Below are 24,540 nucleotides of genomic sequence, written 5' to 3' on the forward strand. Positions count from 1 at the left end.
ACCTCGAAGACGTCCGGGCGCCCGCGGATGCCACGCCCTCGATGAAACCTGCGCAGTGGCCCCTGCCGGAAGGGCCAATCGTCGCTCAGTGGCCCCGGCCTTCGGCCCGCACCACGTGGCCGGCCAGCGCGGGGGGCGGCTCGTCGTCCATCTCGAAGGCCAGTGGGAACGGCGCATGACCCGCCAGCCGGAACCAGCGCACCGTGCGGTGCCGACGCACCGCGCGGGCCGCGCGCACCGCGTCGTTGTGGAAGCGCCTGGCCATCGGCACCCGGCGCACCGCCGCGACCAGCTCCTCCGTCGTGTCCAGGCCGCCGGGCGCCTCCTGCACCGCCTCGACCTGCGCGCTTTCCGCGAACACCACGCGCAGCGCCTGGCTCAGCTCGCTCTCGGCGACTTCGCGCTGCTCCTCCTGCGCGAGCCTGGCGGCGTGCGCCGCCTGGTAGAGCACCATCGACGCGGCCGGGTCGAACACGCCCGCGGAGGCCAGTTCCTGGGCGATGGAGGCGCGGCGCAGCAGGTGGGCGTCCAGCGCGGCCCGGGCCGCGTCGATGCGCGCGTGCAGCCGGTCGAGGCGACCGGCGGTCCAGCTGAGGTAGATGCCGATGAGCACCAGGGCGACGGCGATCCAGATGACTGTGGTCACGGCCCGTCACCCTACCGGCCGGGCCGCGGCGGCTCAGTCGCGGGCGAAGCCGAGCCGGCCGAGCAGACCCACCCGGTCGTCCGGTGCGACGGCCCCCGCGCCCGCGGCCACCGTCTCGTACACGGCGAGGATGTCGGCTCCGACGGTGGACCAGTCGAACCTGCGGACGTGCTCGCTGCCCCGCGCGCGCAGCTCGGCCAGCCGCCGCGGATCGCCCAGCAGCCCGGCCGCCGCGGCGGCCAGCGCGTCGGCGTCCTCGTTCGGGAACAGCTCACCGGCCGTTCCCCCGTCCAGGACCTGGGCGAACGCGTCGAGATCGCTCGCGAGGACCGGCGCGCCCGCCGACATGGCCTCCACGAGGATGATGCCGAAGCTCTCGCCGCCGGTGTTGGGGGCGACGTAGAGGTCGACGCTGCGCAGCAGCCTCGCCTTGTCCTCGTCGCTGATCATGCCGAGGAACTCGACGCGTTCGCGCACCTGCGCGGGCAGTCCCGAGACCGCCTCCTTCGCGTCCCCGCGCCCCGCGACGAGCAGCCGCGCGTCCGGCCGGGCGGCGAGGATGGCGGGCAGCGCGCGCATCAGTACGGGCAGCCCCTTGCGCGGCTCGTCGGTGCGGCCGATGAAGCCGATGGTCCCGCCCTGCCACTCCGCCTTGGGCTCGGCATCCGCGAAGAAGCGGACGTCCACCCCGTTCGGAATCACCACGGCGTCCCCGCCGAGGTGCTCCACGAGGGTGCGCCGCGCGTACTCGCTGACCGCGATCCTGGCGCTGATCTTCTCCAGCGCAGGCTGGAGGATCGGGTAGGCCGCGATCATCGCCCTTGACCTGGGGTTGGAGGTGTGGAACGTGGCCACGATCGGGCCGCGCGCGGCCCAGCAGGTCAGCAGCCCGAGGGAGGGCACGACGGGCTCGTGGATGTGCAGCACCTCGAAGTCGCCGTCGTGGACCCAGCGACGCACCCGGCTCGCGGACATCACGCCGAGATTGACCCGGGCGACAGACCCGTTGTAGGGCACGGAGACGGCACGGCCCGCGGAGACCACGTACGGCGGCAGCGGCGTGTCCTCGTCGGCGGGCGCGAGGACGGAGACGTGGTGGCCGCCCCGCACCAGGTGCTCCGCCAGGTCGCGCACATGGAACTGCACGCCTCCCGGCACGTCCCAGGAATAGGGGCAGACGATGCCGATCCTCATACCGTTCCGCCTCCATCGTGGGCCGCCCGGCGCGGTTCCAGGTCGCGCAGCCACAGCCGCTGGAGCATGTGCCAGTCCTGCGGGTGGGCGGCGATACCGGCGGCGAATCTGTCGGCCACGGACTGGGTCATGACCGCCGTCCGCTCGGCCCTGGTCCCGGAGTCGGGCACCGGGACCGGCGGGTGGACGTGCCCCTTCATCACCGGCGTCTCGTCGTACCACAGGCTGACCGGCAGCAGCAGCGCGCCCGTCTGCTGGGCCAGCATGGCAGGTCCCGCGGGCATGCGCGCGGTTTCGCCGAAGAACGAGACCTCGACCCCGGACGCGGACAGGTCACGGTCGGCGACGAGGGCGACGAGGCCGCCCTGGCGCAGCCGCCTGGCGAGCTTCCCGAACGAGGCGCCGCCGGTGTGCGGCAGCACCTCAAGGCCGAGGGACTCGCGGTGGGCGATGAACCGCTGGAAGACGCTGTCGGGTTTCAGCCGTTCGACGACGGTCGTCAGCGGGGTGCCGAGTGCCGTGACGGCCCAGGCGCCGGCCAGGTCCCAGTTCCCCATGTGGGGCAGCGCCAGAACGACGCCGCGCCCGGAGTCGAGCCCGTCGGTGAGCCGGTGCATGTCCTCGCCGGCGAAGGAGTCGCGGATGCGCTCCTTGCTCCACACCGGCAGCCGGAAGGACTCCATCCAGTACCGCAGGTAGCTCCGCATGCCGGCCCGCGAAAGCGCCCGCAGCTCGGCGGGACCTGCCTGCGGAACGACGCGCGCGAGGTTCGCCTCAAGCCGGCGCACGCCCTGCCCGCGCCGGCGCCAGGAACGGTCCGCGACCCGGCGGCCGAGGGCGCGCGCGGCGGGCTCGGGCAGGCGCTTGACCGCGCCCCACCCGGCCCCGTAGAGCACGCCGGCCAGCCGTTCGTTCATGACGCCGGTCCGCTGCCCTGCTCCTGCGCGCGCCGCTCCGCGGCGTCCGCCTCGGCGGACTCCCGGCGTACGGTGACCACGCGCTGCACCAGGGTCACGGCACTGCCCGCGGCCACCACCCACAGCGCGACGGGCAGCAGGATGTCGATGTGCGGCACGTCGAACGTCCGCTCCCAGCCCGCGAATCCGGCGCAGACGAGCGTGATGACCAGCCGCTCCGCCCGTTCGACCAAGCCGTTGACCTTCACCGGCAGGCCGATGCTCTCGCCCCTGGCCTTGGTGTACGAGACGACCTGGCCGCTGGCGAGGCAGAACAGCGTCACGGCGCACAGCGCCAGGTTGTCGCCGTCGGCCGCGTACCACAGCGCGATGCCGGAGAAGATCGCGGCGTCGGCGAGGCGGTCGAGCGTCGAGTCGAGGAACGCGCCCCAGCGGCTCGAAGTGCCGATCTGCCGGGCCATATTGCCGTCGACGAGGTCGGAGAACACGAACAGCGTGATGACGACCGTGCCCCAGAAGAACTCGCCCCTGGGGTAGAAGGCCAGTGCTCCCGCCATCACTCCGGCGGTGCCGATGAGTGTCACGGCGTCCGGGGTCACCCGCATTCTCAGCAGCAGTGCGGCGAACGGCGTGAGGACACGCGTGAAGAAAGCACGCGCGTACTTGTTGAGCATGTCCTTCCCAGGGGTCGCAGGGGGCCGCAGCGTCGGGCGGCCACCGTAAGGGCCCCATCGTAGTCACGCCCCGCGGGCGGCGGCGCGGGGCCCGGCGGTAGGGCGGAAGGTCCTGAATCGGCCGTCGGGGTGGTCACGCGCCGCTAGGCTGAACCCGCGCAGGGTTGCCGGGCCGCCGGGAAGGGCAAAGGCCAGACGGCGGCCGGAGTCGGCGGGGCTTGCGGGGCGGGCCCCCGGAGGCGGGAAAGGTTTGGGGGTGGCCCATGGCCGGGCTGGACGACCTGAGGAGGGCGGCCGGGGTCGAGTTCGACTTCGCGCCGGGTGCCCAGGTCCCGCTGTCCGCCGTGAGCAGCGGAAAGACGGGCGTCAGTCATGCCATCGCGTCGGTCGCGTACCGTGATGTGGCGCCGGGCGACATAGCGGAGGCCAACGACGCGGCGGCGTTCAAGGCAGGCAAGTTCTCGCTGCTTGAGCCGAATCTCGGGGAGGCGTTCACCCGCGCGGTCGAGATGCGGATGCTCGCGGACGGGCGCAAGCCGCTGATCCAGTCCTTCGGCGCCGAGCCGCAGATGGTCGTGGAGCACGCGCTGGCCGCCAAGCGGATCAGGAAGCAGCGCGACCGGCGGCTGACGGCGATCATGCTGGCCTTCGGTCTGCTCTTCCTGCCGGGCGTGCTGATATGGCTCGGCCTCTTCCAGCTGCGCCGCACGATCGCGGGGGCGCAGGACAAGCGGGCGGGCGCGTTCGGCATGGCGCTGCTGGTGCTGCTCTGCGCCCTGATCGTCTTCCTGGTGCTGCAACTCCCGGTGTCCGGGATTCTCCAGATCTATGTGTGGGCCATGCTGCCCGCGCCGATCATCGGCTGGTTCCTGGCCCGGCGGATCAGTGAGCGCACCGCGAAGAATCTGCGCGCCCACTGGTCGGAGCTGCTGGGCGGCGGCGGCGCCGGGGCGCGGATACCGGAGGCGGTCCCACAGAATCCGAACGACGCGGACGCGGAACGGCTGCGCATCGGCCTGGCGAAGCTGGCCGCGGAGCAGGGCAGCAATCTCGTCCACTACGCGGGGCCCAAGGGGATACTGGGCATGGGCGTGCGCTGGGCGAGCTGGCAGCTCGCGGAGGAGCTTCGGCCCCGCGACCCCGGGCGCGAGATCGACCCGTTCCGCAGCTGGGACGTCGCCAGGGCGATGCATGACCAGCTGCGGATGCTGGAGCGGGGCCCGCTGCACACCGGCGGCTTCTCGGCCCCCTCGATAACGCACTGGGTGGTGCGGCACGTCGGCGAGGGCGCCTCGGAGGTCTCGCGGCCCGAGGGCCCCAACGCCGAGGGCTACAGTTTCAGCAATATCGAGGTGCAGCGCATCTGCAACGAGCAGCAGTTCGGCAGCGGCGACCGGCACTACCTGGGCGTGCAGTTCGTGCTGTGGGACGGCGAGCTGGTCGTCACCATGATGATCACGGTGACCGTGCTGCACCACACGCTGCGCATCGAGGTGACCGCGCACGCGCTCGGCCCGATCCACGGTTTCTTCCGCAAGGGCCCCGCGACCAAGACCAAGGATGTGCCCAATCCGCTGCGCCCCTGGAAAAAGCAGAAGCAGCCGCTGCCCCTCGTGGACGCCAAGGAGGTCGTGCGGCTGGCCGCCCGCGCCCCGCTGACCTGGTTCCCCGCCCGCCTGGACAAGTTCGGCGGCACGCTGGCCCTGCCGGAGCCGTTCGGCCTGCGGCACACCTGGGCGACCACCCCGTGGAACCACCGCTTCATGGTGGACGACGCCCTGCGGGCCGCGACGCCGGTGCTTCGCGTGGCGCACGCGGCGGCCCTGCGGGTGCTGGAGGAGAACGGGGTGGACGTCAGCCCGTTCGAGAGCAGGTCGCAGGCGCTCAGCGGGCAGGTGCAGACCGCGGAGCCGAAGCGGGCGGACGAGTACAACATGTGAGGCGGGGCCGCACCGGCCCGCGTGCGGGCCGGTGCGGCCGGCTCAGGCCGGCCAGGCGTCGGCCAGCATCCGCCGGGTGTCGGCGAGGAGTTGCGGCAGCACCCTGGTGTGTCCGACGACCGGCATGAAGTTGGCGTCCCCGCCCCACCGGGGCACCACGTGCTGGTGCAGGTGGGGGGCGATGCCGGCGCCGGCCGCCGAGCCCTGGTTCATCCCGATGTTGAAGCCGTGTGCCCCGGAGGCCGTGCGGACCGCGGTCATGGCCTGTTTGGTGACCTCGGCCAGCTCCGCGGTCTCCGCGTCCGTGAGCCCGGTGTAGTCGGCGACGTGCCGGTAGGGCACCACCAGCAGGTGACCGCCGTTGTACGGGTAGAGGTTGAGGACGGCGTAGACCTCGCGCCCGCGGGCGATGATCAGCCCGTCCTCGTCGCTCTTGCCCGGGATGGAGCAGAACGGACAGCCGTCGTCGGCGCCGGGTCCGGTGGGCTTGCCCTCTCCCTGGATGTAGGCCATCCGGTGAGGCGTCCACAGGCGCTGGAACGCGTCGGGCGTCCCCACCCCGATCTGGTGCTCCGGCTCGCTGCTCATGGCGGCCAGCATATGGCGTACGCGGGCCCGCGCGGGTCCCGGGGCGGCGGGCCCCGGGACCCGCCGCTAGGCCCTGTCGTTCGGATCTTCGCGGGGCCGCGCTTCCCCCAGACTCCGTCCGGGAGGTGCCCCCAGGGAGGTACCCCCACGTACGAGCTGCGATACTCCTCCCCCAGCCGCCAGGCTGGGGGAGCACCGCATCTGACAACGCGACCTGATCCACGAAGATCCAAACGACGGGACCTACTAGACCTGGGCGCGCGTCTCGACGGCCTCGGCGATCTCGCGCAGCGCGTCGGCGCGCGGGATGCCGTTCTTCTGCGAGCCGTCCCGGTACCGGAAGCTCACCGCCCCTTGGGCGACATCGTCGTCCCCGGCGATGACCATGAACGGGATCTTCTGCTTCTGCGCGTTCCTGATCTTCTTCTGCATGCGGTCGGCCGAGGAATCCACCTCCATCCGCAGCCCGGCGGCCTTCGCCTCCGCCGCGAACTCCTGGAGGTAGGGCACGTGCGGATCGCCGATCGGAATGCCCACGGCCTGAACGGGCGCGAGCCACGGCGGGAAGACGCCCGCGTAGTGCTCCAGCAGGACCGCGAAGAAACGCTCGATGGAGCCGAAGAGCGCCCGGTGGATCATCACCGGCGTCTGCCGCGTGCCATCGGCCGCGGTGTATTCGAGCCCGAATCGCTTCGGCTGCTGGAAGTCGACCTGGATGGTGGACATTTGCCAGGTCCTGCCGATGGCGTCCTTCGCCTGGACGGAGATCTTCGGCCCGTAGTACGCGGCGCCGCCCGGGTCCATCACCAGCTCAAGGCCCTGCTTCCCCGCCGCCTGCCGCAGCGTCTCGGTGGCCTCCGCCCACTCCTGGGGCTCACCGATGAACTTGTCGGAGTCGCCGCGGGTCGACAGTTCGAGGTAGAACTCGCTGAGCCCGTAGTCGCGCAGGAGCCCCAGCACAAAGGTGAGCAGCGCGTCCAGCTCGTCGGGCATCTGCTCCTTGGTGCAGTAGATGTGCGAGTCGTCCTGCGTGAAACCGCGGGCGCGTGTGAGTCCGTGCACGACGCCCGACTTCTCGTACCGATACACCGTGCCGAACTCGAAAAGCCGCAGCGGCAATTCCCGGTAGGACCGCCCACGCGCCCGGAAAATCAGGTTGTGCATGGGACAGTTCATCGCCTTGAGGTAATAATCCTGCCCCTCGAATTCCATGGGCGGGAACATTGAGTCGGCGTAGTGCGGCAGATGTCCCGAGGTTTCGAAGAGGTGCGCCTTGCTGATGTGCGGCGTGTTGACGAAGTCATAACCGGACTCGACGTGCCGGCGGCGCGAGTAGTCCTCCATGACCTTGCGGATGACCCCGCCCTTTGGGTGGAAGACCGCGAGACCCGAGCCCAGCTCCTCGGGGGTGGAGAAAAGGTCCAGCTCGGCCCCAAGCTTGCGGTGGTCGCGCTTCTCGGCCTCCGCGAGGAACGCCAGGTGCGCCTTCAGCTCGTCGCGGCTGGGCCAGGCGGTGCCGTAGATGCGCTGGAGCTGCGGATTGCGCTCGCTGCCACGCCAGTAGGCGGCGGCGCTGCGCATCAGCTTGAACGCCGGGATGAGGCGGGTGCTGGGCAGGTGCGGGCCGCGGCACAGGTCCTTCCAGCACAGCTCGCCGCTCTTGGCGTCGACGTTGTCGTAGATCGTCAGCTCGCCGGCGCCGACCTCGGCCCCCGCGCCCTCGGCCGACTCGGCGGCCGCGCCCTTCAGCCCGATCAGCTCCAGCTTGTAGGGCTCCCCCGCCAGTTCACGGCGGGCGTCCTCGTCGGTCACCGCCCGCCGCGCGAAGAGCTGGCCCTGCTTCTGGATCTGCTGCATGCGCTTCTCGATACGGCCGAGATCCTCCGGCTGGAACGGCCGGTCCACGTCGAAGTCGTAGTAGAAACCGTCCCTGATGGGCGGCCCGATGCCCAGCTTCGCCTCCGGGAACAGCTCCTGCACGGCCTGCGCCATGACGTGGGCCGTGGAGTGCCGCAGGATGTCGAGACCGTCAGGCGAGGTGATGTCCACCGGCTCGATTTCGTCGCCTTCGGCAGGCCGGTAGGCCAGATCCTTCAGCTGCCCGCCGACCCGTGCGGCCACGACGGAACGCTCGCCCTCGAACAGCGCGGCCGTCGTCGTGCCCGCGACCACCACGCGTTCCTCCCGCTCGGAATCGCGTTTGAGGGTTACACGGACGTCCGACACCGGTCTCTCCTGACGACATGAAGGGGAAGCGGCCCGCGCTGCTCGGCCCGCACTGCGCAGTCCGCATCGTACCGACCGCGCACCACCCGCCGCGCAGCGGCAACGGGCGGCGGGCCACACGCAGAAGGCCGGTCCGCTGATGCGGACCGGCCATCCAGGGGGTGGGCGATACTGGGATCGAACCAGTGACCTCTTCGGTGTGAACGAAGCGCTCTCCCGCTGAGCTAATCGCCCTGGGCTCGTGCCCTGCGGCACGGGAAGAACCATACAGGGCGGATCACTCCTCATCCAAATGAACTCCCAACCAGGCCCGCAGACCTCGCTGTCCGGCCCGCATCATGGCCATGTGGTTGGCGGTGAAGACGGGCCGCGCGGGCCGCGCGAGGTGCCGGAGGAACGGTTTGCGCAGCTCGGTGTCCTGGTCGTAGTGCGCCCACGTGCCGCCGTCCCGCCGGGTGAGCGTCCAGCGCAGCCGGCCCGCCAGGTCGCCGCCGAGCGCGATCTCCAGCACCCCGGCTCGGGGGTCGCGCGTGGTGGCGACGACCGTCACGCGCAGGGCGAAGGGGAGGAAGGACCTGAACCGGCAGGTACCGGTGTCGGGCCCGGTGCGGACCACCTCCCGGACCTGGGGCCACCACCGCGGATAGTCCTCCGGACGGTCCAGGGCGGCATAAACGGCCGCGGACGGGGCAGCTACCGACCAGTCGCCGTGAAATCGGAAACGGTAGCTCTTGGTCTCCGTCATCCCGCTCCTCCCGCTATGGCCCATATCGCTACTCGCCCATTGGAATGACATTAAAGGCCACAATTAGGGCAGAGGCGTTTACAACCGGCGCGTACGTGGCATCTCGATTTCGCCGACGTGCGAATCCCCGAGCGCACACTGAGCGAAAGGCCCTGGCGCTTATGAACACCACGGTCAGCTGCGAGCTGCACCTGCGCCTCGTTGTATCGAGCGAGTCCTCACTTCCTGTACCCGCGGGGCTGCGGTATGACACGGCGGACCCCTACGCCGTACACGCGACGTTTCACACCGGAGCCGAAGAAACCGTCGAATGGGTATTCGCCCGCGACCTGCTGGCCGAAGGTCTCCACCGGCCGACGGGCACCGGCGACGTCCGGGTGTGGCCCTCCCGCAGCCACGGGCAGGGGGTCGTCTGCATCGCCCTCAGCTCGCCCGAGGGCGAAGCACTGCTGGAGGCCCCCGCCCGGGCCCTCGAATCATTCCTGAAGCGAACCGACGCGGCCGTGCCGCCGGGCACGGAACACCGCCACTTCGACCTCGATACGGAGCTCTCGCACATCCTGGCGGAGAGCTGACAGACCCGCCGGTTCTTCGTGCCGTCTGAACTCGGGGCGACGGCGCGGAACCGGCGGCGGGCGCATCTGACGGCGTCGCCGCGGCCCCCCGGCCGCGGCGGCGCCGTCGCCTGCGTCAGCGGCTAGAGTCACGTCAACGTTGCCCAGTGCGGACCTCGGAGCCCTCGGTGCTGATCAATCACGACACCCGGTGCGCGCTCGGCCACACCGTCGACCTGCTGAACACCCGGTCCGCGGACGCCGGGGTCACCGGGGACGCGCTCGCCGACGTGGCCGCCCTGCGCGCCTTCGTGGCGGAGCACGGTGTCAGCGACGTCCGCGTGGAGAAGCTGGGTGCCGACGACCTGCGGGCCGTGCACCGGGTCCGCGACCGCTTCGCCGATATCTTCGCCGCCCCCTCCGACCGGGCGGCGGCCGAGCTCGTCAACGCCCTGGTGGCGGACGCGGGCACGACGCCGCAGCTGACCGACCACGACGGCCACGGCTGGCACGTCCACTACTTCGCGCCCGGCGCCTCGGTCGCCGACCACCTCGCCGCGGACTGCGGCATGGCGCTCGGGTTCATCGTGGTCGCCGGGGAACGGGAGCGGCTGCGGTGGTGCGGGGCGCCGGGCTGCGGGCACGCGTTCGTCGACCTGTCGCGCAACCGTTCACGCCGCTACTGCTCCAACCGCACATGCGGGAACCGGCTCCACGTGGCCGCGTACCGGGCCAGGCAGCGGGAGACCTGAGCCGCCCCCGGCGGCCCTCACAGCAGGAACTGGTCATGCAGCCCCGCGATGAGCAGCAGCGCCCCGATGACGGTCAGGAAAAGCATCAACGGCGGCTGCGAGAGGGCGAAGAGACAGCCGCGGCTCTCCTGGGCCGCGCTCGCGTGGTCCTGGGGGGTGGCCGTCAGCGGCCGGTTCGCGGAGTCGGGAGCCTGCTCCCTCGTGGTGTGCGCCATGTCGCGGCGATCATGACGCAGCGGGACGGCGCTCCGCGATCAACACATCTCATTTGCCCGGACATGGGTCAAATGTCGAGCTGGATTGGGGACCCCTCGGTCAGGTGCCGCGGTGGTCAGATCCCGTGCTTCTTCAGGATGGCCTCGATATCGGAGAAGTCGTCCGCCTCCCCGCCGCCCCGGCGGCCCGACTTCGGCAGCGAACGCGGGGACCCGGCCGCGGGCTCGGCCGCCGGCGTACCGCCGCCCGACCGCTCCCGGTCCCGGCCGCGCCCCTCGGCGAGACGGCCGGACAGGAACAGCAGCACGGCGCACGCCAGCACGCCGAAGCCCGCCCAGGCCACCGGGTTGAACGTCATATTGACCACGAAACGCACCACGCCCGTCATCGCGAGACCGACGGGGAGCAGCGCCACCGCGGCCGTCCTGAGGGCCAGCGCGTACCGGCGGCGGCGGGCCACCAGGAAGGCGATGCCCAGGCCCGCGGCGGATAGAAGGGTACAGGCGGTGCCAATCAACATCTTTCCATCCTGCCGCCCTCATCCGCAGAAGGCCATGGCTCCCGGACGAGGATCAGGGTCTTTTCGGGGTAAGGCCCCGGGGTCGCCCGGATGGAAGACTGTGCGTATGAACGAGAAGACCGGCCCAAGCGCCGTGCTGGACGTGTGGTGCGACCTCCAGTGCCCCGACTGCCACCGCGCCGAATCCGACCTGCGCACCCTGGCGGAACGCTTCGGCCCCGCCCTGGAGATCCGGCGCCGCCACTTCCCGCTCGCCGGGCACCAGCACGCGCTGGCCGCCGCCCAGGCGGCCGAGGAGGCGTACGCGCAGGGCAGCGGCGACGCGTTCTGGACGGCGCTGCTCGCCCGCACCGCCGAGCTGAAGGAACGCGGCGCCCCGGTGCTGATCGAGGTCGCCGCCGAGCTCGGCCTCGACACCGACGAGGTGGACACCGCCCTCGTCGACGGGCGGCACATGCTGATGGTCGACGCCGACCACGCCGAAGGTCAGGCACTCGGCGTGACCGGCACCCCCACCTACGTGATCGACGGGCAGCGGCTCGACGGCGGCGCGAGCCAGGAGGGGCTCCTCGCGCGCGTCACGGAGATCGCCGAATCGCTGCTGGCTCAGCAGAGCGGCTTGGACAGCCGGTACTCGTCCACGCCGTAGCCGAGCGCCCCGAACAGCCGCGGCCCCGCCCCGCCGTCCGCGGGCACGCGGGCGCCGAGCACCCGCCCGCCGTCGGCCAGGCACAGGCGCTCGGCCGCGAGCAGCAGTGCCCTGCCGTATCCGCGGCGCCGGTGCTCCCGGCACACCCGCACGGCCAGGACGCGCATGTCCGCGCCGCGCGGCGCCCCGGCGGCCGCGGCGGACGTCCACAGCGCGCCGACGTCCGTGCCCCGGTGGGCCAGCAGGTGCAGCCAGGCCTCCTCCCCCGGCCCCTCCCCCGGCCACCGCGCACGTTCCGCGCCGGCCGCGGGGCGCACGGCGCAGTCCCGCGGCAGCGCGGGCGGCGGCCCGGTCAGCCGCTTGCTCATCATGCGGGCCAGCTCGGTGTACCCGAGGCCCGCCGCGAGCGCGGCGGCGCCCGTCGCGCCGGCCGGTACGGCGGCGGCGACCCGGCGGCAGCCCCGCGCCCGCAGCACCTCCTCGGCGGCGAGCAGCGCGACCGTGGCCCGGCCGCGGCGGCGCTCCGGCGCGTCGACCTCCAGGTCGGTGATCTCCCCCGCCCGGCCGCGCGGCTCCGCCGCCACGACCAGGCGCAGGCCGCCGACGCGGCGGCCGTTGACGCGTATATCGAACGGCAGGACCGATCCTGCGGGGCCGCCGGGCAGCCGCTCCTCTGGTCCTGCGGGGCGGAGTGTGGTGGTCACCCGGGCATCCCTACCCACGTGCGCCCGCGCGTGATGTATGGCGCACCGGGCCGTCCCGCCCCGCGGGGGCGGGACGGGGGGCGCGCCGCTACGGGTCGATGTCCGCCGCGGCGCGCTCGCGGAAGATCCGCATGGCCTTGGCCGTCACCGGCCCCGGCGCGCCCGGCAGCTCGCGGCCGTCGACCCGGCGCACGGCCTGCACGTCGCGCGCGCTTGAGGTGAGGAACACCTCGTCCGCGGTGCGCAGGGCGTCCATCGGCAGCTCGGTCTCGCGGGCCCCGGTCCACTCGACCACCAGGGCCCGGGTGACGCCGGCCAGGCAGCCCTCGGACAGCGTCGGGGTCAGCAGCTCGCCGTCGACGACGACGAACACATTGGTCCCGGTGCCCTCGCACAGCCGGCCCGCGGTATTGGCGAACAGCGCCTCGGACGCGGCCTCCTGGCGGGCCCGCGCGAGGGCGATGACGTTCTCCGCGTAGGAGGTGGTCTTCAGACCGGCGAGCGCACCGCGCTCATTGCGGGTCCAGGGAACGGTGATCACGGCCGTGGTGTCCGGGCGGCGGGACATCTCGGCATGGGCCACGACCAGCGTCGGCGGCGCGTCGCCGCGCGCCGATCCGAGCGGCCCGGGGCCCCCGGTGTAGGTGATGCGCAGGCGGCCGAGAGCGAGCGGCACGGCGTCGAGAACCGCCGCGCAGGCACGCTCGACCTCCGCCCGGTCCGGCTCCGGCAGCCCGAGCCCGGCGGCCGAGGCCGCGAGGCGGTCCAGGTGCCTGGTCGTCGCGAACGCCCGGCCGTTCTCCGTCTTGAGCGTCTCGAACACCCCGTCACCCACGGTGAGTCCGTGGTCGAAGACGGAAACCCGTGCGCTGCCGGCGTCCCGCAGCTCACCGTCCAGCCAGATCAGCGCCATGGTGGCTCCCTTCCCTGTCCTGCTCCCTGCCGTTCGGCGGCCCTCCCGTAGACGCTACCCCGATCAGCGCCGCGGCCTTCAGCTCGGTCTCCGCCCATTCGCGCGCCGGGTCGGAGTCCCAGATGATCCCCGCGCCGGTGCCGAAGCGCAGCAGCGCGCGGCCGCCGGTCCGCTCGATCCAGAACGTGCGGATGGCCACGGCCAGTTCACCGGTGCCACGGTCGGCGTCCACCCAGCCGACCGCGCCGCAGTAGGGGCCGCGGGGCGCCGTTTCCAGCGCGTCGATGATCCGCAGCGCGCTGGATTTGGGCGCGCCGGTCACCGAGCCGGGCGGGAAGGCGCCGGCCAGCAGCTCGGCCCAGCCGGCTCCCGCGGCCAGTTCGCCGCGGACGGTGGAGACCAGATGCGTCAGCCCGGGGCGCTCCTCGGGGACGCACAGTTCGGGAACGGTGACGGAACCGGGGACGCAGACGGTGCCGAGGTCGTTGCGGACGAGGTCGACGATCATGACGTTCTCGGCACGCTCCTTGGCACCGAGGTGGGCGGCGGTCCGTCCGGTGCCCTTGATCGGCCCCGACTCCACCGTGCGGCCCGCACGGCGCAGGAACAGCTCGGGCGACGCGGTGGCGATCTCCACGCCGTGGGCGGGCAGCCGCACGGTGCCCGCGAACCTGGCCGGGTCGCGGCGCACGAGCAGCGCGGTCAGCGCGTCCGCATCGGCCTCCGCGGGAACGGGCGCGGAGAGCACACGGCACAGGTTCGCCTGGTAGACGTCCCCGGCCGCGATGTGCTCGCGGATGCGCAGCACGGCGGCCCGGTAGGCGGCGGCGTCCAGGGAACCGGTCCAGCCGTCGGGCGCGGGACCGCGCCAGCGGCCGGGCACGGCGACCGGGCGCGGCGCCGGGCGGACGTCCGCGAACCGGGCACACACCAGGTCCCCGGCGTACCCCGCGACCACGGCCCACCAGCCGGCCGAGTCGAGCGCCCGCGGATCGCTGGTGACATCGCAGAGCCCGGTGGCCAGAAATCCGCCGAGGCGGACGATCGGAGCGGCTTCGTGCACGCGTGCGATTCTAGGCCCTGCCCTGAAGCCCTGGTCCGAGGGCCCTTGCCGGTGGCCGGCGCGGTACCGAGTTTGAGCTGGCCCACGAATCCGCTAAGGTTCATGACGTCGCCGCAAGCCGGAGGCCGCGGCGGAGACAACACTGCGGACGTAGCTCAGTTGGTAGAGCACCACCTTGCCAAGGTGGGGGTCGCGAGTTCGAATCTCGTCGTCCGCTCGAAGGGGGCACGCCCCCATCCGGTGGAGTGGCCGAGAGGCGAGGCAACGGCCTGCAAAGCCGTCTACACGGGTTCAAATCCCGTCTCCACCTCGGACGATTAGCTCAGCGGGAGAGCGCTTCCCTGACACGGAAGAGGTCACTGGTTCAATCCCAGTATCGTCCACGGGACCCTCGCGGGTCCGCCCCGCGGCGCAAGCCGCGGGCCCGCGCGATTAGCTCAGCGGGAGAGCGCTTCCCTGACACGGAAGAGGTCACTGGTTCAATCCCAGTATCGCGCACCGCACAAGAGGCCGGAGAGCTTACGCTCTCCGGCCTCTTTGACGCGGAGCCCGAGCAGCTCCCCAGCTGCCCGGGCCCATAGCCGTCCGCCTCACCCCCGTCCCCACGGGGCTGTAGACCGGTGTCCCCGACCCGGGCCGCTCTCCCGGGCCCGAGGCGCGCTCAGCGCCCCAGCATGCCGGCCACGGACGACGCCTGTGTCATGACGGCCTCCACGCCGCCGATGACGACGGCAAGGGCGAGGGCAAAAGGCAGCACCATCGCCGCGGCCACCAGCGGATGGCGCCGATCGGCCCTGCTGGTCTCGCGCGGCAACGCTGTGCGTGCCATCTGTCCCCTCCCGTCATGTCGTTGGGGCGGCGGGCGGGTGACCTCGGGGGACGAGTGCTGCGCCCGCCGCTTGACCACAACATTAGGCGCGCGCGCCGTCCCGGACGTCAGCCCGGCGTACTGACCTGGGGGCCTCCCGCAGGATGAGACAGGGGTGGCTGGGCTACTCCCCAGGGTGGATACCCGTGCGGGGATGCCGGGGGTTTCCCCCAGGGGTGGTGCCGCGACGCCGAAAACGCCTGCGCGCGCGGCCTTATCGCTGCTCGGGCCGCGCAGTCCGTAAGCTGAGGCCATCACAAGCACGGGGCAGCGAGGTAGACATGGCGATGATGCGGCTCCGGCGCGAGGACCCGCGAGTCGTCGGCGCGTTCCGGCTCCATCGGCGGCTCGGCGCCGGCGGCATGGGTGTGGTGTACCTCGGCTCCGACCGGCGCGGGCAGCGGGTCGCGCTGAAGGTCATCAGGCCGGACCTCGCGGAGGACCAGGAGTTCCGTTCGCGGTTCGCGCGGGAGGTCTCCGCCGCGCGGCGCATCCGCGGCGGCTGCACCGCGCGCCTGGTCGCCGCCGATCTGGACGCCACGCGGCCGTGGTTCGCCACCCAGTACGTGCCCGGTCCCTCGCTGCACGACAAGGTGCTTGAGCACGGCTCGCTCTCCGCGGCCGAGACGGCCGCGATCGGCGCCGCGCTCGCCGAGGGGCTGGTGGCCGTGCACGAGGCGGGAGTCGTCCACCGCGACCTCAAGCCGTCGAACATCCTGCTGTCGCCCAAGGGCCCGCGCATCATCGACTTCGGCATCGCCTGGGCCACCGGGGCCAGCACCCTCACGCACGTCGGAACGGCGGTCGGCTCGCCCGGCTTCCTCGCGCCCGAGCAGGTGCGCGGCCAGCCGGTGACCCCTGCCTCCGACGTCTTCTCGCTCGGCGCGACGCTGGCGTACGCGGCGCTCGGCGACTCGCCGTTCGGACAGGGCAGTTCCGAGGTCATGCTGTACCGCGTCGTGCACGAGGAGCCGCAACTGCGCGGCGTGCCCGCCGCCCTGGCCCCCCTGGTGCGCTCGTGCCTGGCGAAGTCGCCGCAGGAGCGCCCCAGTACCCTTCAGCTCTCGCTGCGGCTGAAGGAGATCGCGGCCAGGGAGGCCAGGGGCGTCGCCCGGCCCATGGCGCGGGCGCGCTCCTCTGCCGCTCAGGAGCGCGCGCAGGACCGCGCCCCGGAGCGCGCGCCAGAACGCGCGCCGGAGTCCAAGCGTCCGGCACCGCGGTCGGGCACGCGGGGCACCGGCGCGAGCCGGCCCGTCCCGGGGCCGCGCCGACGGCTCGACCGGCGGCTGCTGCGGCAGCGGCTGGTCGTCTTCGTGACGGTGACCCTGCTGGTGGCGCTCGGCATCGCCGCGGCACAGGGCTGCCAGGGGCCGCTGTAGGACCGCCGCGCGCTCAGGCCGCGGTGATCGCGAAAAACGCGACGGCAGCGGCGGCGGCCACGTTGAGCGAGTCCACGCCGTGCGCCATGGGAATCCGCACCCACGTGTCCGCGGCGGCCAGCGCGCGCGCCGAAAGCCCCGCCCCCTCCGCCCCCAGCATCAGCGCCACCCGGCCGTCGGCCTGCTCCGCCGCCACCGCTTGGATATCGCGGGCGCGCGCGTCGGGCGTGAGGGCGAGCAGCCGGAATCCGGCTTCCCGGACCTCGTCCAGCGCCCGCGGCCCACGCGGCAGGCGGGCGTAGGGCAGGGAGAACACCGCGCCCATGGACACCTTGACCGACCGGCGGTAGAGCGGGTCCGCGCAGTCAGGGGAGAGCAGGACGCCGTCCATGCCGAGGGCCGCCGCCCCGCGGAACACCGCGCCGATGTTGGTGTGGTCGTTGACCGCTTCGAGCACGGCCAGCCGACGCCCGCGGGCGAGGAGTTGGCCCGGCTCCGGCAGCGGAACGCGCTCCATCGCGGCCAGCGCGCCGCGGTGCACGTGGTAGCCGGTGACGCGTTCCGCCAGCTCCTCCTCGACCACGTAGACCGGCGCCGCGGCGGCCCCGGCCAGCTCGCCCATCGCCCCGGCCCACCGCGGGGTCAGCAGCATCGAACGCATCGGGTAACCGGCGTCGAGCGCACGGCGGATCACCTTCTCGCCCTCCGCCATGAACAGGCCCTCGGCCGGCTCGCGCCTCCGGCGCAGCGCCACGTCGGTCAGGCCGGTGTAGTCGCCGAGGCGGGGGTCGCCGGGGTCGGTGATCCGGACGGCGGTGCTCACCCGACGGTCACCACGTCACCCACCACCACGACGGCGGGCGGGCGGACGCCCTCCTCGGCGATCCGGGAGGCGACCGTGCCGAGCGTGGCGTCGACGCGGCGCTGCGCCGCCGTGGTGCCCTCCTGCACGACGGCGACCGGTGTCGCGGCGGGCCTGCCGTGGCGGATCAGGGCCTCGGCGATATCCGGCATGCGTTCCACCGCCATCAGCAGCACGAGCGTGCCGCGCAGCGCGGCCAGCGCCGCCCAGTCGACGAGGGAACGGGGGTCGTCGGGCGCGACGTGCCCGCTGACCACGGTGAACTCGTGCGCCACGCCCCGGTGGGTCACCGGGACGCCCACGGCGGAGGGCACGCTGATGGCGCTGGTGACGCCGGGCACCACCGTGACCGGGATGCCGGCCGCCGCCAGCGCCTCCGCCTCCTCCTTGCCGCGGCCGAACACGTAGGGGTCGCCGCCCTTGAGCCGCACCACGAACTTCCCGGCCCTGGCGTGCGCGACGAGCGCCTCGTTGATGGCCTGCTGGGCCATGCCGCGGCCGTACGGGATCTTGGCCGCGTCGATGACCTCGACATGCGGCGGGAGTTCGTCCAGCAGGTCGCGGGGGCCGAGCCGGTCGGCGATGACGACGTCCGCCTCGGCGAGCAGCCGCCGGCCGCGCACCGTGATGAGGTCCGGATCGCCGGGACCGCCGCCGACCAGGGCGACGCCCGGCGTGCGCCCGCGGTGGCGCGGCGCGGTCAGCGTGCCGTCGCGCAGCCCCTCGACCACGGCGTCGCGGACGGCTGCGGAACGGCGCGGGTCGCGGCCGGTGAGCACGGCCACCGTGACGCCGTCGCCGCGCCCGGTGGCGGGCGTCCAGGCGGTCGCCGCCCCGGCGTCGTCGCTGCGGACGCACCACACGCGCCGTTCCTCCGCCTCGGCCGAGGCCGCGGCGTTGACGCCCGGGTCGTCGGTGGCGATCAGCACGTACCAGGCGCCTTCGACGTCACCTGGCCGGTACCCCCTGGCCTCCCAGGCCAGTTCGCCCGCGTCGGCCATGGCCTGGACGGAAGGGGTGACCGCGGGCGCGACCAGCAGCACGTCGGCGCCCGCGGCGAGCAGCGCGGGCAGGCGGCGCTGCGCCACCGTTCCGCCGCCGAGCACGAGGACACGGCGGCCGGTCAGGCGCAGGCCGAGGGGATAGGCGGGGTTCTCTGGCATGGGTGGTGCGGGCTCCTCGCGCGGGCGGAACGGTGGGCCGGCCGCCTCGGGGACCGGCCGCCCTCACCCTAATTCTTGTCCGTCACCCCGGCCGAGTCGAAGGTGGCCACCTCCCGCACCGCCCGGGCCGCGCTCTGCACGACGGGCAGGGCGAGCAGGGCACCGGTGCCCTCGCCGAGCCGCAGGTCCAGGTCGACCAGCGGGCGCAGGCCGAGCGCGGTGAGCGCGGCCTGGTGCCCGGGCTCGGCGCTGCGGTGCCCCGCGATGCACACGGACACGGCCTCCGGGGCGATGGCGCGCGCGGCCAGGGCCGCCGCTCCCGCGGTGACCCCGTCGAGGATCACCGGCACCCGCAGCGAGGCGCCGCCGAGGATCAGCCCGGTGAGCGCGGCGTGTTCGAGCCCGCCGACGGCCGCCAGCACGCCGAGCGGGTCGGTGGCCTCCGGCTCGTGCCGGTGCAGGGCGCGGCGGACCACGTCGACTTTCCTGGCGTGCGTCTCGTCGTCGATGCCGGTGCCGCGGCCGGTGACCTCGGCGGGGTCGGCGTCGGTGAAGACGGCCACGAGGGCGGCGGAGACGGTGGTGTTGGCGACGCCCATCTCGCCGGTGAGCAGGGCGCGGTTGCCCGCGGCCACGAGGTCGCGGGCGGTCTCGATGCCCACCTCGACGGCGCGCAGCGCCTCTTCGCGGGTCATCGCGGGGCCCGCGGTGATGTCGCCGGTGCCCGCCCTGACCTTGCGCGGCAGCAGCCCCTGGGTGGCGGGCAGCTCGGACCTGACTCCGACGTCGATCACGCACACCTCGGCGCCGACCTGGGCGGCGAACGCGTTGCACACCGCTCCCCCGGCCAGGAAGTTGGCCACCATCTGCATGGTGACCTCCTGCGCCCAGGGAGTGACGCCCTGGGCGTGCACGCCGTGGTCCCCGGCGAACACGGCGACGGCCGCCGGCTCGGGCACCGGCGGCGGGCAGCTGCGCGAAAGCCCGCAGAGCTGGGCGGAGATGACTTCCAGGGCACCGAGGGCACCGGCGGGCTTCGTCATCCGCTTCTGCCGCTCCCACGCCTCGCCGAGGGCCTGGGCGTCCAGCGGGCGGATCTCGGCCAGGGTCTCGCTCAGCAGGTCGTGCGGCTCGGCGCCCGGCAGCGCGCGGCGGCCGTACGCCTCGTCGTGCACGACCCAGGACAGCGGGCGGCGCTGGGACCAGCCGTGCTGCGACAGCTCCGGCTCGCCGGGGAACTCGTCGACGTACCCGACGCACAGGTAGGCGACGATCTCCAGGTGCTCGGGCAGGTCGAGGGCGCGGACCAGCTCCCGTTCGTCGAAGAAGCTGACCCAGCCGACGCCAAGCCCCTCGGCGCGGGCGGCGAGCCACAGGTTCTCCACGGCGAGGGCGGAGGAGTACGGGGCCATCTGCGGCTGGCTGAACCGCCCGAGGGTGTGCCGGCCGCCGCGGGTGGGATCGGCGGTGACCACGATGTTGACCGGGGTGTCGAGGATGGCCTCGACCTTCAGCTCCTTGAACTGCTTGGCGCGGCCCTTCGGCAGGGACTTGGCGTACGCCTGCCGCTGCCGGACGGCCAGCTCCTGAACGGCCGTGCGGGTCTCGGGCGAGCGGATGATGACGAAGTCCCAGGGCTGGGACAGGCCCACGCTCGGTGCGGTGTGCGCGGCTTCCAGGACCCGCAGCAACACGTCGTGCGGGATGGGGTCGGGGCGGAACCCGTTGCGGATGTCGCGGCGCTCGCGCATCAGCCGGTGCACGGTGTCGCGCTCCGGCTCGGGGTAGCCGGGCGCGGGCGGGCGGGGCGGCTCCTGCTGTTGCGGTGCCTCCGGTGCGGCGGGGGGCGCCGCCGCCTCGGCGGCCGGTTCCTCGGCGGCCGGTTCCTCCGCGGCCGGTTCCTCCGCGGCCGCGGGACGGGGCTGCGGCTGGAGTGCGGGCGGCCCCGCGACGGCGGGCCCAGGACCCGGCGCGGTGCGGGGACCCGGCACGGCGGGCGCGGCGGGCGCGGCCGACTGCTCGGGCTGCTCCCGCGGCTGTTCCCTGGCCTCGGCCCCGGCCGGCTCCTGGGGGGCGGCGGCCTGCGGCTCTGGCACCTCGGGCCGCTCCCGCTGCTCGGGTACGGGGTCGGGCTCCGGCCGGGCCGCGGGCGCGGGCGCGGCCGGCTCCGCCTCCCGCACCGCCTCGGCCGCGGGCTCGGGGGCCGCTTCGGTGACGGGCTCGGGCTCGGCATCGTTCGCGGGCACGGCATCGTTCGCGGGCTCGGGCTCGGGCTCGGGCACGGCCTCCTGCCGGGGTTCCGGTTCCGGCTCGGGCACCGGCTCCGGCTCCGCGGCCGGCTCCGCGGCCGGGGCCTGCGGCGCGACGGCCTGTGGCGGCACCGGCTCCCAGGCACCGGGCGGCGTGGGCAGCGGCCCGGGGGCCTTGGCCCCGGGGGCGGCCTGCGGCACGGGGGCCGCGGCGGCGACGGGGTGCGGCGGCCCGGGAACGGCCTGCGGCGCCGGGGCGGGAACGGCGGCCGCGGGCACGTCCAGGTACTCCGGCTCGGTCGGGTGCGGGCCGCGCGGCGCGAGCGGCGCGGGACGGTGCGTGAGGGGCAGGGGGTGCCCCTGCTGGTCCTGCGGCTGCGCAACGCCGGCGGCGGCCTGCCGCGGCGCGACCGCGGCCTCGCCCCAGGCACCGTTCGCGCCGGGCATCAGCAGCTCCTCCTCGTCACCGTCGCCGGCCTCGTCCGGCGGGGCGGGGAACGGGTAGGCGGCAGGGACCGGCGCACCCGGCGGCACCGGCTGGTCCGGCTGCGCTCCCGCGAGCTCCGGCTGTCCCTCCTCCGGAATGCGGCCGGCGTCCGTCATGCGTCCACCTCGCCCATCGCACGTGCTCCTTCCAACCCCGGACATTGATGGACGAATCATCACGTCCAGCTGACGGCACAACGGTCAATCAGCCTACCCGGGATGACACCCGGTCCTGTTCACGGGTGCGCGAGTGGCCCCGGATGATCCGCATTTGTCACCGGAGGGCCGGCAACCGGCGGCCCACCAGCAGGAACACGACCGTGCGACCGCGTTCCGACCAGGTGCTGGTCTCCAGTTCGACGGATTGCAGCAGGGTGCATTCGACGTCATACCCCGCGCCCGCGAGGACCCGGCCCGCGGTTTCCGCCTGATCCCGCGTCATGGCGTGTGTGACGAGGCGCTGGGCCCGGCGGTCGGCGCAGGCGACGAGGGTCCGCGGGCCGCCGCCGCCGATCCGGATGACGTCGGGCTCCGGCAGGTCCTCCAGCGCCTGCGGGGCGACGCCGTGCACCGTGTGGAGTTGCACGCCGAGGCGGCGCGCGGTCGCCTCGGCCAGGGCGCACGCCCGCGCGTCGCGGTCGACGGCGATCACCGCCGAGCCGAGCCGGGCGGCCTCGACCGCGGCGAGTCCGTTCCCCGTGCCGACGTCCCACATCAGGTCGCCCACGCCGGGACCGAGGGCGGCCAGTTGCAGGGCGCGCAGCCGCCGGCCGCGGCCCGGCTCCTGTCCGGCGTCCGGGTCGGCCTCCTGCCGCCCGGGGTCGTACGCGGCGGCGGCGAGGCCGAAGCCGCGCGGCTGGTCGGCGCCGCCCGGATCGAGGCCGGCCAGCCAACTGCTGCCGCCCGGCTGGGAGGTGCTGCCGCCGCCGATCACGATGACCAGGTTGGGGTCGGTCCAGCGGTGCTGCGAGACGGTGTCGGAGGTGAGGACGGAGACGCGTTCGCGGTCGGTGCCGAGCGACTCGCAGATGACGAACGTGCGGTGCACCTGGCCGAGCAGCAGCGCGATCTCGGTGGGGCCCGCGCCGGGCGAGGTCAGCACGGCGACCTTGGGGTGGGCCCGGCACACGTTGACGGCGCGGCGCAGGGTGCGGCGGTTGGCGACGACGATGCGCGCGTCGTCCCACGGCATCCCCGCGCGGGCGAAGGCGGCGGCGACGGCCGACACGGCGGGTACGACCTCAACTTCGAGGCCGTGCTCGGGGTCGCGCAGGGCGCGGACCACGCCGAAGAAGCCGGGGTCGCCGTCGGCGAGCACGACGGCGGTGCCGCGGTGGGCCGCGATGCGGCGGGCGGCGAGCGGGACGCTGCCGAGCTGCACGCGCTCGGCGTGTGCGGGGACTTCGGGGAGGGCCAGGTGCCGCGGGGCACCGGCCACGAGGGTGGCCGCCTGGAGTGCCGCCCGGGCGGGCGGGTCCAGCGGGGAGCCGTCCCAGCCGATCACGGTGACGCGGTCGGCCATGGTCGGGGCGCTCCTGGACTCGTCGCAGGTCGGGGACGGCGGTTAGGTCGTCCTAGCCTACCCTGCGCGGTAGTCGGGTTCCGGGGCGTCCTCCAGGTCCTCGGGCAGCAGGCCCCAGACGATGAGATCGGTGCGGATGTCGGTCCAGCCGCCGTCCTCGGTTCTGGAGCGGACTATGGAGGCGTTGCGGAGGACACCCTCGCTGACGCAGCCGATCTTCTGGGCCACCTGCTGGGAGGCGGTGTTCCCCGCGGCGGTGCGCAGTTCCAGCCGTTCGAACTTCTGGTCGCGGAACAGCCACTGCGCGATGGCCAGCACGGATTCGGCGGCGTAGCCCTCCCCTCTGGCCCAGGGCGCCACGACGTAGCCGACCTCGGTGGCCAGGGTGCGCCAGTTGGTGTGCATGAGGCTGATGCTGCCGACCAGGCGGTGGGTGAGGTACTCGGTGACGGCCAGCACGATGCCCTGGCCCCCGGTGCGTTCCAGGGGCGCGCGACGGTGAATCCAGTCGCGCGCCTCCAGCGTGGTGTACGGGGCGGGAACGGAGGTCCAGGCGGCGGTGAGCTCGTCGTTCATCATGGCGGTGAGCTCGGGGATGTCCGCTTCCTCGTACGGGCGCAGCACGAGCCGGTCCGTGCTGATGGTGATGTCGGGGAAGGTGGATGTCATGCGCCGCTCCCTGCCTCAAGTCTGAGATGACAGCATGCAATACGGATGGTCCGGGCATGGCGCCGGGCCCCGGCGGACGACCGGGGCCCGGCGGTGGTGGCGCGGGTCAGGAGGCGGGCGCGCCGAAGGCGGGAACGACGGCGCCGTCGTAGGTGTCCTCGATGAACTGCTCGACCTCGTCGGAGTTGAGAAGCTCGGCCAGGGTCCTGACGCGCGGGTCGTCCTCGTTGCCCGCCTTGACCGCGAGGAAGTTGGCGTACGGGTTGTTCTCGGCCTCTTCCAGCAGGAGGGAGTCGTCGGCGGGCGAGAGGTCGGCCTCGATGGCGTAGTTGCCGTTGATGACCGCGGCGTCGAAGTCCTCCAGGGCGCGGGGCAGCGTCGCGGCCTCCAGCTCCTCGAACGACAGGCCGCGGTCGTCGGTGATGTCGCCGACGGTCGCCTCGGCACCGGCGCCCTCGGCCAGTTCGATGACGCCGTTGTCGGCCAGCAGCTTCAGGGCGCGGCCCGCGTTGGTGGCGTCGTTGGGGATGGCCACGGTGTCGCCCTCGGCGAGTGCGTCGGCGTTGTCGAGCGCGTTGGAGTACAGGCCGAGCGGTTCGAGGTGGACGTTGACGACGGGGACGATGTCGGTGCCCTGATTCTCGTTGAAGTCGTCCAGGTAGGGCCGGTGCTGGAAGTAGTTGGCGTCCACCTCGCCGCTGTCCACGGCGGTGTTGGGCAGCACGTAGTCCGTGAACTCGCGGATGTCCAGCTCCAGGCCGGCCTCCTCGGCCAGGTTCTCCTCGACGAACGTGAGAACGGCGGCGTGCGGGACGGGGCTGGCGGCGACGCTCAGCGGTCCCGTGGGCGTTTCCCGCCCTTCGCCTCCTTCGCCGTTGCCGCCGCCGTTGCCGCCGGTATCCGGGTCGGAGTCGGTGCCGCAGGCGGCCAGGGAGAGGGTGAGGGCGGCGGTGGCCGCGAGGAGGGTTCCGGTCTTCAGGGGAGTACGCACGAAAAGTGCCTTTCGTTCCGATGGTGCGAGGTGCTTCCGGTGACCCGGCC

At 73.4% G+C, this 24,540-nt stretch carries 24 protein-coding genes and 5 tRNA genes; 9 read left to right on the forward strand and 20 right to left on the reverse strand.

Translation table 11 applies throughout. From position 1 onward, the window contains the following. Window positions 1-85: 85 nt before the first annotated feature. From RM779_RS09385 to pgsA, 4 genes are read right to left on the reverse strand one after another with little or no spacing between them, the layout of a single operon-like run. A complete protein-coding gene (locus tag RM779_RS09385) occupies window positions 86-646 on the reverse strand; it encodes a LemA family protein (protein ID WP_311617208.1) in 561 nt (186 codons plus the stop codon). Between the two features lie 33 nt (window positions 647-679). Further along, window positions 680-1,840, reverse strand: coding sequence for a glycosyltransferase family 4 protein (locus tag RM779_RS09390; protein WP_311617209.1), 1,161 nt, complete (start codon window positions 1,838-1,840; stop codon window positions 680-682). Continuing rightward, window positions 1,837-2,757 carry a phosphatidylinositol mannoside acyltransferase gene (locus tag RM779_RS09395; protein WP_311617210.1) on the reverse strand — a complete coding sequence of 307 codons (921 nt, stop codon included), beginning with the start codon at window positions 2,755-2,757 and terminating at the stop codon, window positions 1,837-1,839. Before RM779_RS09395 ends, RM779_RS09390 begins: the two co-directional genes overlap by 4 nt. Further along, window positions 2,754-3,431: a phosphatidylinositol phosphate synthase gene (gene pgsA / locus RM779_RS09400; RefSeq protein WP_311617211.1), complete on the reverse strand. Its 678-nt coding sequence runs from the start codon at window positions 3,429-3,431 to the stop codon at window positions 2,754-2,756. The genes RM779_RS09395 and pgsA overlap by 4 nt, the downstream gene beginning before the upstream one ends. Before the next feature lie 263 nt (window positions 3,432-3,694). Between pgsA and RM779_RS09405 the strand changes: the two genes are divergently transcribed. Next, the gene (locus RM779_RS09405; RefSeq protein ID WP_311617212.1) at window positions 3,695-5,371 is read left to right on the forward strand and encodes a hypothetical protein; all 1,677 of its coding nucleotides are present in this window, start codon (window positions 3,695-3,697) and stop codon (window positions 5,369-5,371) included. A gap of 42 nt (window positions 5,372-5,413) precedes the next feature. Here RM779_RS09405 and RM779_RS09410 read toward each other — a convergent pair whose 3' ends face one another. From RM779_RS09410 to RM779_RS09425, 4 genes are all read right to left on the reverse strand, one after another. Beyond that, the gene (locus tag RM779_RS09410) at window positions 5,414-5,971 is read right to left on the reverse strand and encodes an HIT family protein (protein ID WP_311617213.1); all 558 of its coding nucleotides are present in this window, start codon (window positions 5,969-5,971) and stop codon (window positions 5,414-5,416) included. Window positions 5,972-6,205: 234 nt separating this feature from the next. Then, window positions 6,206-8,185: a threonine--tRNA ligase gene (gene thrS / locus RM779_RS09415; protein ID WP_311617214.1), complete on the reverse strand. Its 1,980-nt coding sequence runs from the start codon at window positions 8,183-8,185 to the stop codon at window positions 6,206-6,208. Window positions 8,186-8,347: 162 nt separating this feature from the next. Beyond that, window positions 8,348-8,419, reverse strand: a tRNA-Val gene (locus RM779_RS09420). Between the two features lie 43 nt (window positions 8,420-8,462). Further along, on the reverse strand, window positions 8,463-8,930 hold the full coding sequence (locus RM779_RS09425) for an SRPBCC family protein (RefSeq protein ID WP_311617215.1): 468 nt from the start codon (window positions 8,928-8,930) through the stop codon (window positions 8,463-8,465). A gap of 161 nt (window positions 8,931-9,091) precedes the next feature. Between RM779_RS09425 and RM779_RS09430 the strand changes: the two genes are divergently transcribed. After that, on the forward strand, window positions 9,092-9,505 hold the full coding sequence (locus tag RM779_RS09430) for an SsgA family sporulation/cell division regulator (protein ID WP_003959770.1): 414 nt from the start codon (window positions 9,092-9,094) through the stop codon (window positions 9,503-9,505). Window positions 9,506-9,672: 167 nt separating this feature from the next. Continuing rightward, window positions 9,673-10,236, forward strand: a complete 564-nt coding sequence (locus RM779_RS09435; protein WP_311617343.1) for a CGNR zinc finger domain-containing protein — start codon at window positions 9,673-9,675, stop codon at window positions 10,234-10,236. Window positions 10,237-10,253: 17 nt separating this feature from the next. Here RM779_RS09435 and RM779_RS09440 read toward each other — a convergent pair whose 3' ends face one another. After that, window positions 10,254-10,451: a hypothetical protein gene (locus RM779_RS09440; RefSeq protein WP_311617216.1), complete on the reverse strand. Its 198-nt coding sequence runs from the start codon at window positions 10,449-10,451 to the stop codon at window positions 10,254-10,256. A gap of 116 nt (window positions 10,452-10,567) precedes the next feature. Continuing rightward, window positions 10,568-10,972 (reverse strand): hypothetical protein, encoded by a 405-nt coding sequence (locus RM779_RS09445; RefSeq protein WP_311617217.1) that lies wholly within the window; start codon window positions 10,970-10,972, stop codon window positions 10,568-10,570. A 106-nt stretch (window positions 10,973-11,078) separates the two neighbouring features. Between RM779_RS09445 and RM779_RS09450 the strand changes: the two genes are divergently transcribed. Next, window positions 11,079-11,621 (forward strand): DsbA family protein, encoded by a 543-nt coding sequence (locus RM779_RS09450; protein ID WP_311617218.1) that lies wholly within the window; start codon window positions 11,079-11,081, stop codon window positions 11,619-11,621. On the opposite strand, the gene RM779_RS09455 is transcribed toward RM779_RS09450, so the two are convergent. From RM779_RS09455 to RM779_RS09465, 3 genes are all read right to left on the reverse strand, one after another. Then, a complete protein-coding gene (locus RM779_RS09455) occupies window positions 11,579-12,325 on the reverse strand; it encodes a GNAT family N-acetyltransferase (protein ID WP_311617219.1) in 747 nt (248 codons plus the stop codon). The two genes, RM779_RS09450 and RM779_RS09455, sit on opposite strands and share 43 nt — an antisense overlap. A gap of 88 nt (window positions 12,326-12,413) precedes the next feature. Then, complete coding sequence (locus RM779_RS09460; RefSeq protein ID WP_311617220.1) at window positions 12,414-13,238, reverse strand: aminotransferase class IV; 825 nt, start codon at window positions 13,236-13,238, stop codon at window positions 12,414-12,416. Continuing rightward, the gene (locus tag RM779_RS09465) at window positions 13,213-14,301 is read right to left on the reverse strand and encodes a chorismate-binding protein (protein WP_311617221.1); all 1,089 of its coding nucleotides are present in this window, start codon (window positions 14,299-14,301) and stop codon (window positions 13,213-13,215) included. Before RM779_RS09465 ends, RM779_RS09460 begins: the two co-directional genes overlap by 26 nt. Window positions 14,302-14,445: 144 nt before the next feature. On the opposite strand from RM779_RS09465, the gene RM779_RS09470 reads away from it, so the two are divergent. The 4 genes from RM779_RS09470 (at window position 14,446) to RM779_RS09485 (ending at window position 14,799) form a co-directional block, all read left to right on the forward strand. Continuing rightward, a tRNA-Gly gene (locus RM779_RS09470) sits at window positions 14,446-14,518 on the forward strand. A 22-nt stretch (window positions 14,519-14,540) separates the two neighbouring features. Continuing rightward, window positions 14,541-14,611: transfer RNA gene (locus tag RM779_RS09475), tRNA-Cys, on the forward strand. Between the two features lies 1 nt (window position 14,612). Further along, window positions 14,613-14,684, forward strand: a tRNA-Val gene (locus tag RM779_RS09480). Window positions 14,685-14,727: 43 nt separating this feature from the next. Further along, a tRNA-Val gene (locus tag RM779_RS09485) sits at window positions 14,728-14,799 on the forward strand. 163 nt (window positions 14,800-14,962) lie between these two features. On the opposite strand, the gene RM779_RS09490 is transcribed toward RM779_RS09485, so the two are convergent. Then, window positions 14,963-15,130 (reverse strand): hypothetical protein, encoded by a 168-nt coding sequence (locus tag RM779_RS09490; protein WP_171987833.1) that lies wholly within the window; start codon window positions 15,128-15,130, stop codon window positions 14,963-14,965. A 320-nt stretch (window positions 15,131-15,450) separates the two neighbouring features. Between RM779_RS09490 and RM779_RS09495 the strand changes: the two genes are divergently transcribed. Continuing rightward, on the forward strand, window positions 15,451-16,548 hold the full coding sequence (locus RM779_RS09495; RefSeq protein ID WP_311617222.1) for a serine/threonine-protein kinase: 1,098 nt from the start codon (window positions 15,451-15,453) through the stop codon (window positions 16,546-16,548). Window positions 16,549-16,561: 13 nt separating this feature from the next. Here the strand turns inward: RM779_RS09495 and RM779_RS09500 are convergent, their stop codons facing one another. From RM779_RS09500 to RM779_RS09525, 6 genes are all read right to left on the reverse strand, one after another. Beyond that, window positions 16,562-17,371 (reverse strand): TrmH family RNA methyltransferase, encoded by an 810-nt coding sequence (locus RM779_RS09500; protein ID WP_311617223.1) that lies wholly within the window; start codon window positions 17,369-17,371, stop codon window positions 16,562-16,564. Further along, window positions 17,368-18,573: a uroporphyrinogen-III C-methyltransferase gene (gene cobA / locus RM779_RS09505; protein ID WP_311617224.1), complete on the reverse strand. Its 1,206-nt coding sequence runs from the start codon at window positions 18,571-18,573 to the stop codon at window positions 17,368-17,370. Before cobA ends, RM779_RS09500 begins: the two co-directional genes overlap by 4 nt. 68 nt (window positions 18,574-18,641) lie before the next feature. Continuing rightward, the gene (gene cobT, locus RM779_RS09510; RefSeq protein ID WP_311617225.1) at window positions 18,642-21,425 is read right to left on the reverse strand and encodes a nicotinate-nucleotide--dimethylbenzimidazole phosphoribosyltransferase; all 2,784 of its coding nucleotides are present in this window, start codon (window positions 21,423-21,425) and stop codon (window positions 18,642-18,644) included. 157 nt (window positions 21,426-21,582) lie between these two features. Then, the gene (gene cbiE / locus RM779_RS09515) at window positions 21,583-22,830 is read right to left on the reverse strand and encodes a precorrin-6y C5,15-methyltransferase (decarboxylating) subunit CbiE (protein ID WP_311617226.1); all 1,248 of its coding nucleotides are present in this window, start codon (window positions 22,828-22,830) and stop codon (window positions 21,583-21,585) included. A 57-nt stretch (window positions 22,831-22,887) separates the two neighbouring features. Then, entirely contained in the window at window positions 22,888-23,499 is a 612-nt protein-coding gene (locus tag RM779_RS09520) for a GNAT family N-acetyltransferase (RefSeq protein ID WP_311617227.1), read from the reverse strand. 106 nt (window positions 23,500-23,605) lie between these two features. Further along, window positions 23,606-24,490 (reverse strand): MetQ/NlpA family ABC transporter substrate-binding protein, encoded by an 885-nt coding sequence (locus RM779_RS09525; RefSeq protein ID WP_311617228.1) that lies wholly within the window; start codon window positions 24,488-24,490, stop codon window positions 23,606-23,608. Window positions 24,491-24,540 lie beyond the last annotated feature (50 nt).

Origin of the sequence: Streptomyces johnsoniae (assembly GCF_031845565.1) — a bacterium.
Lineage (GTDB): Bacteria > Actinomycetota > Actinomycetes > Streptomycetales > Streptomycetaceae > Streptomyces > Streptomyces johnsoniae.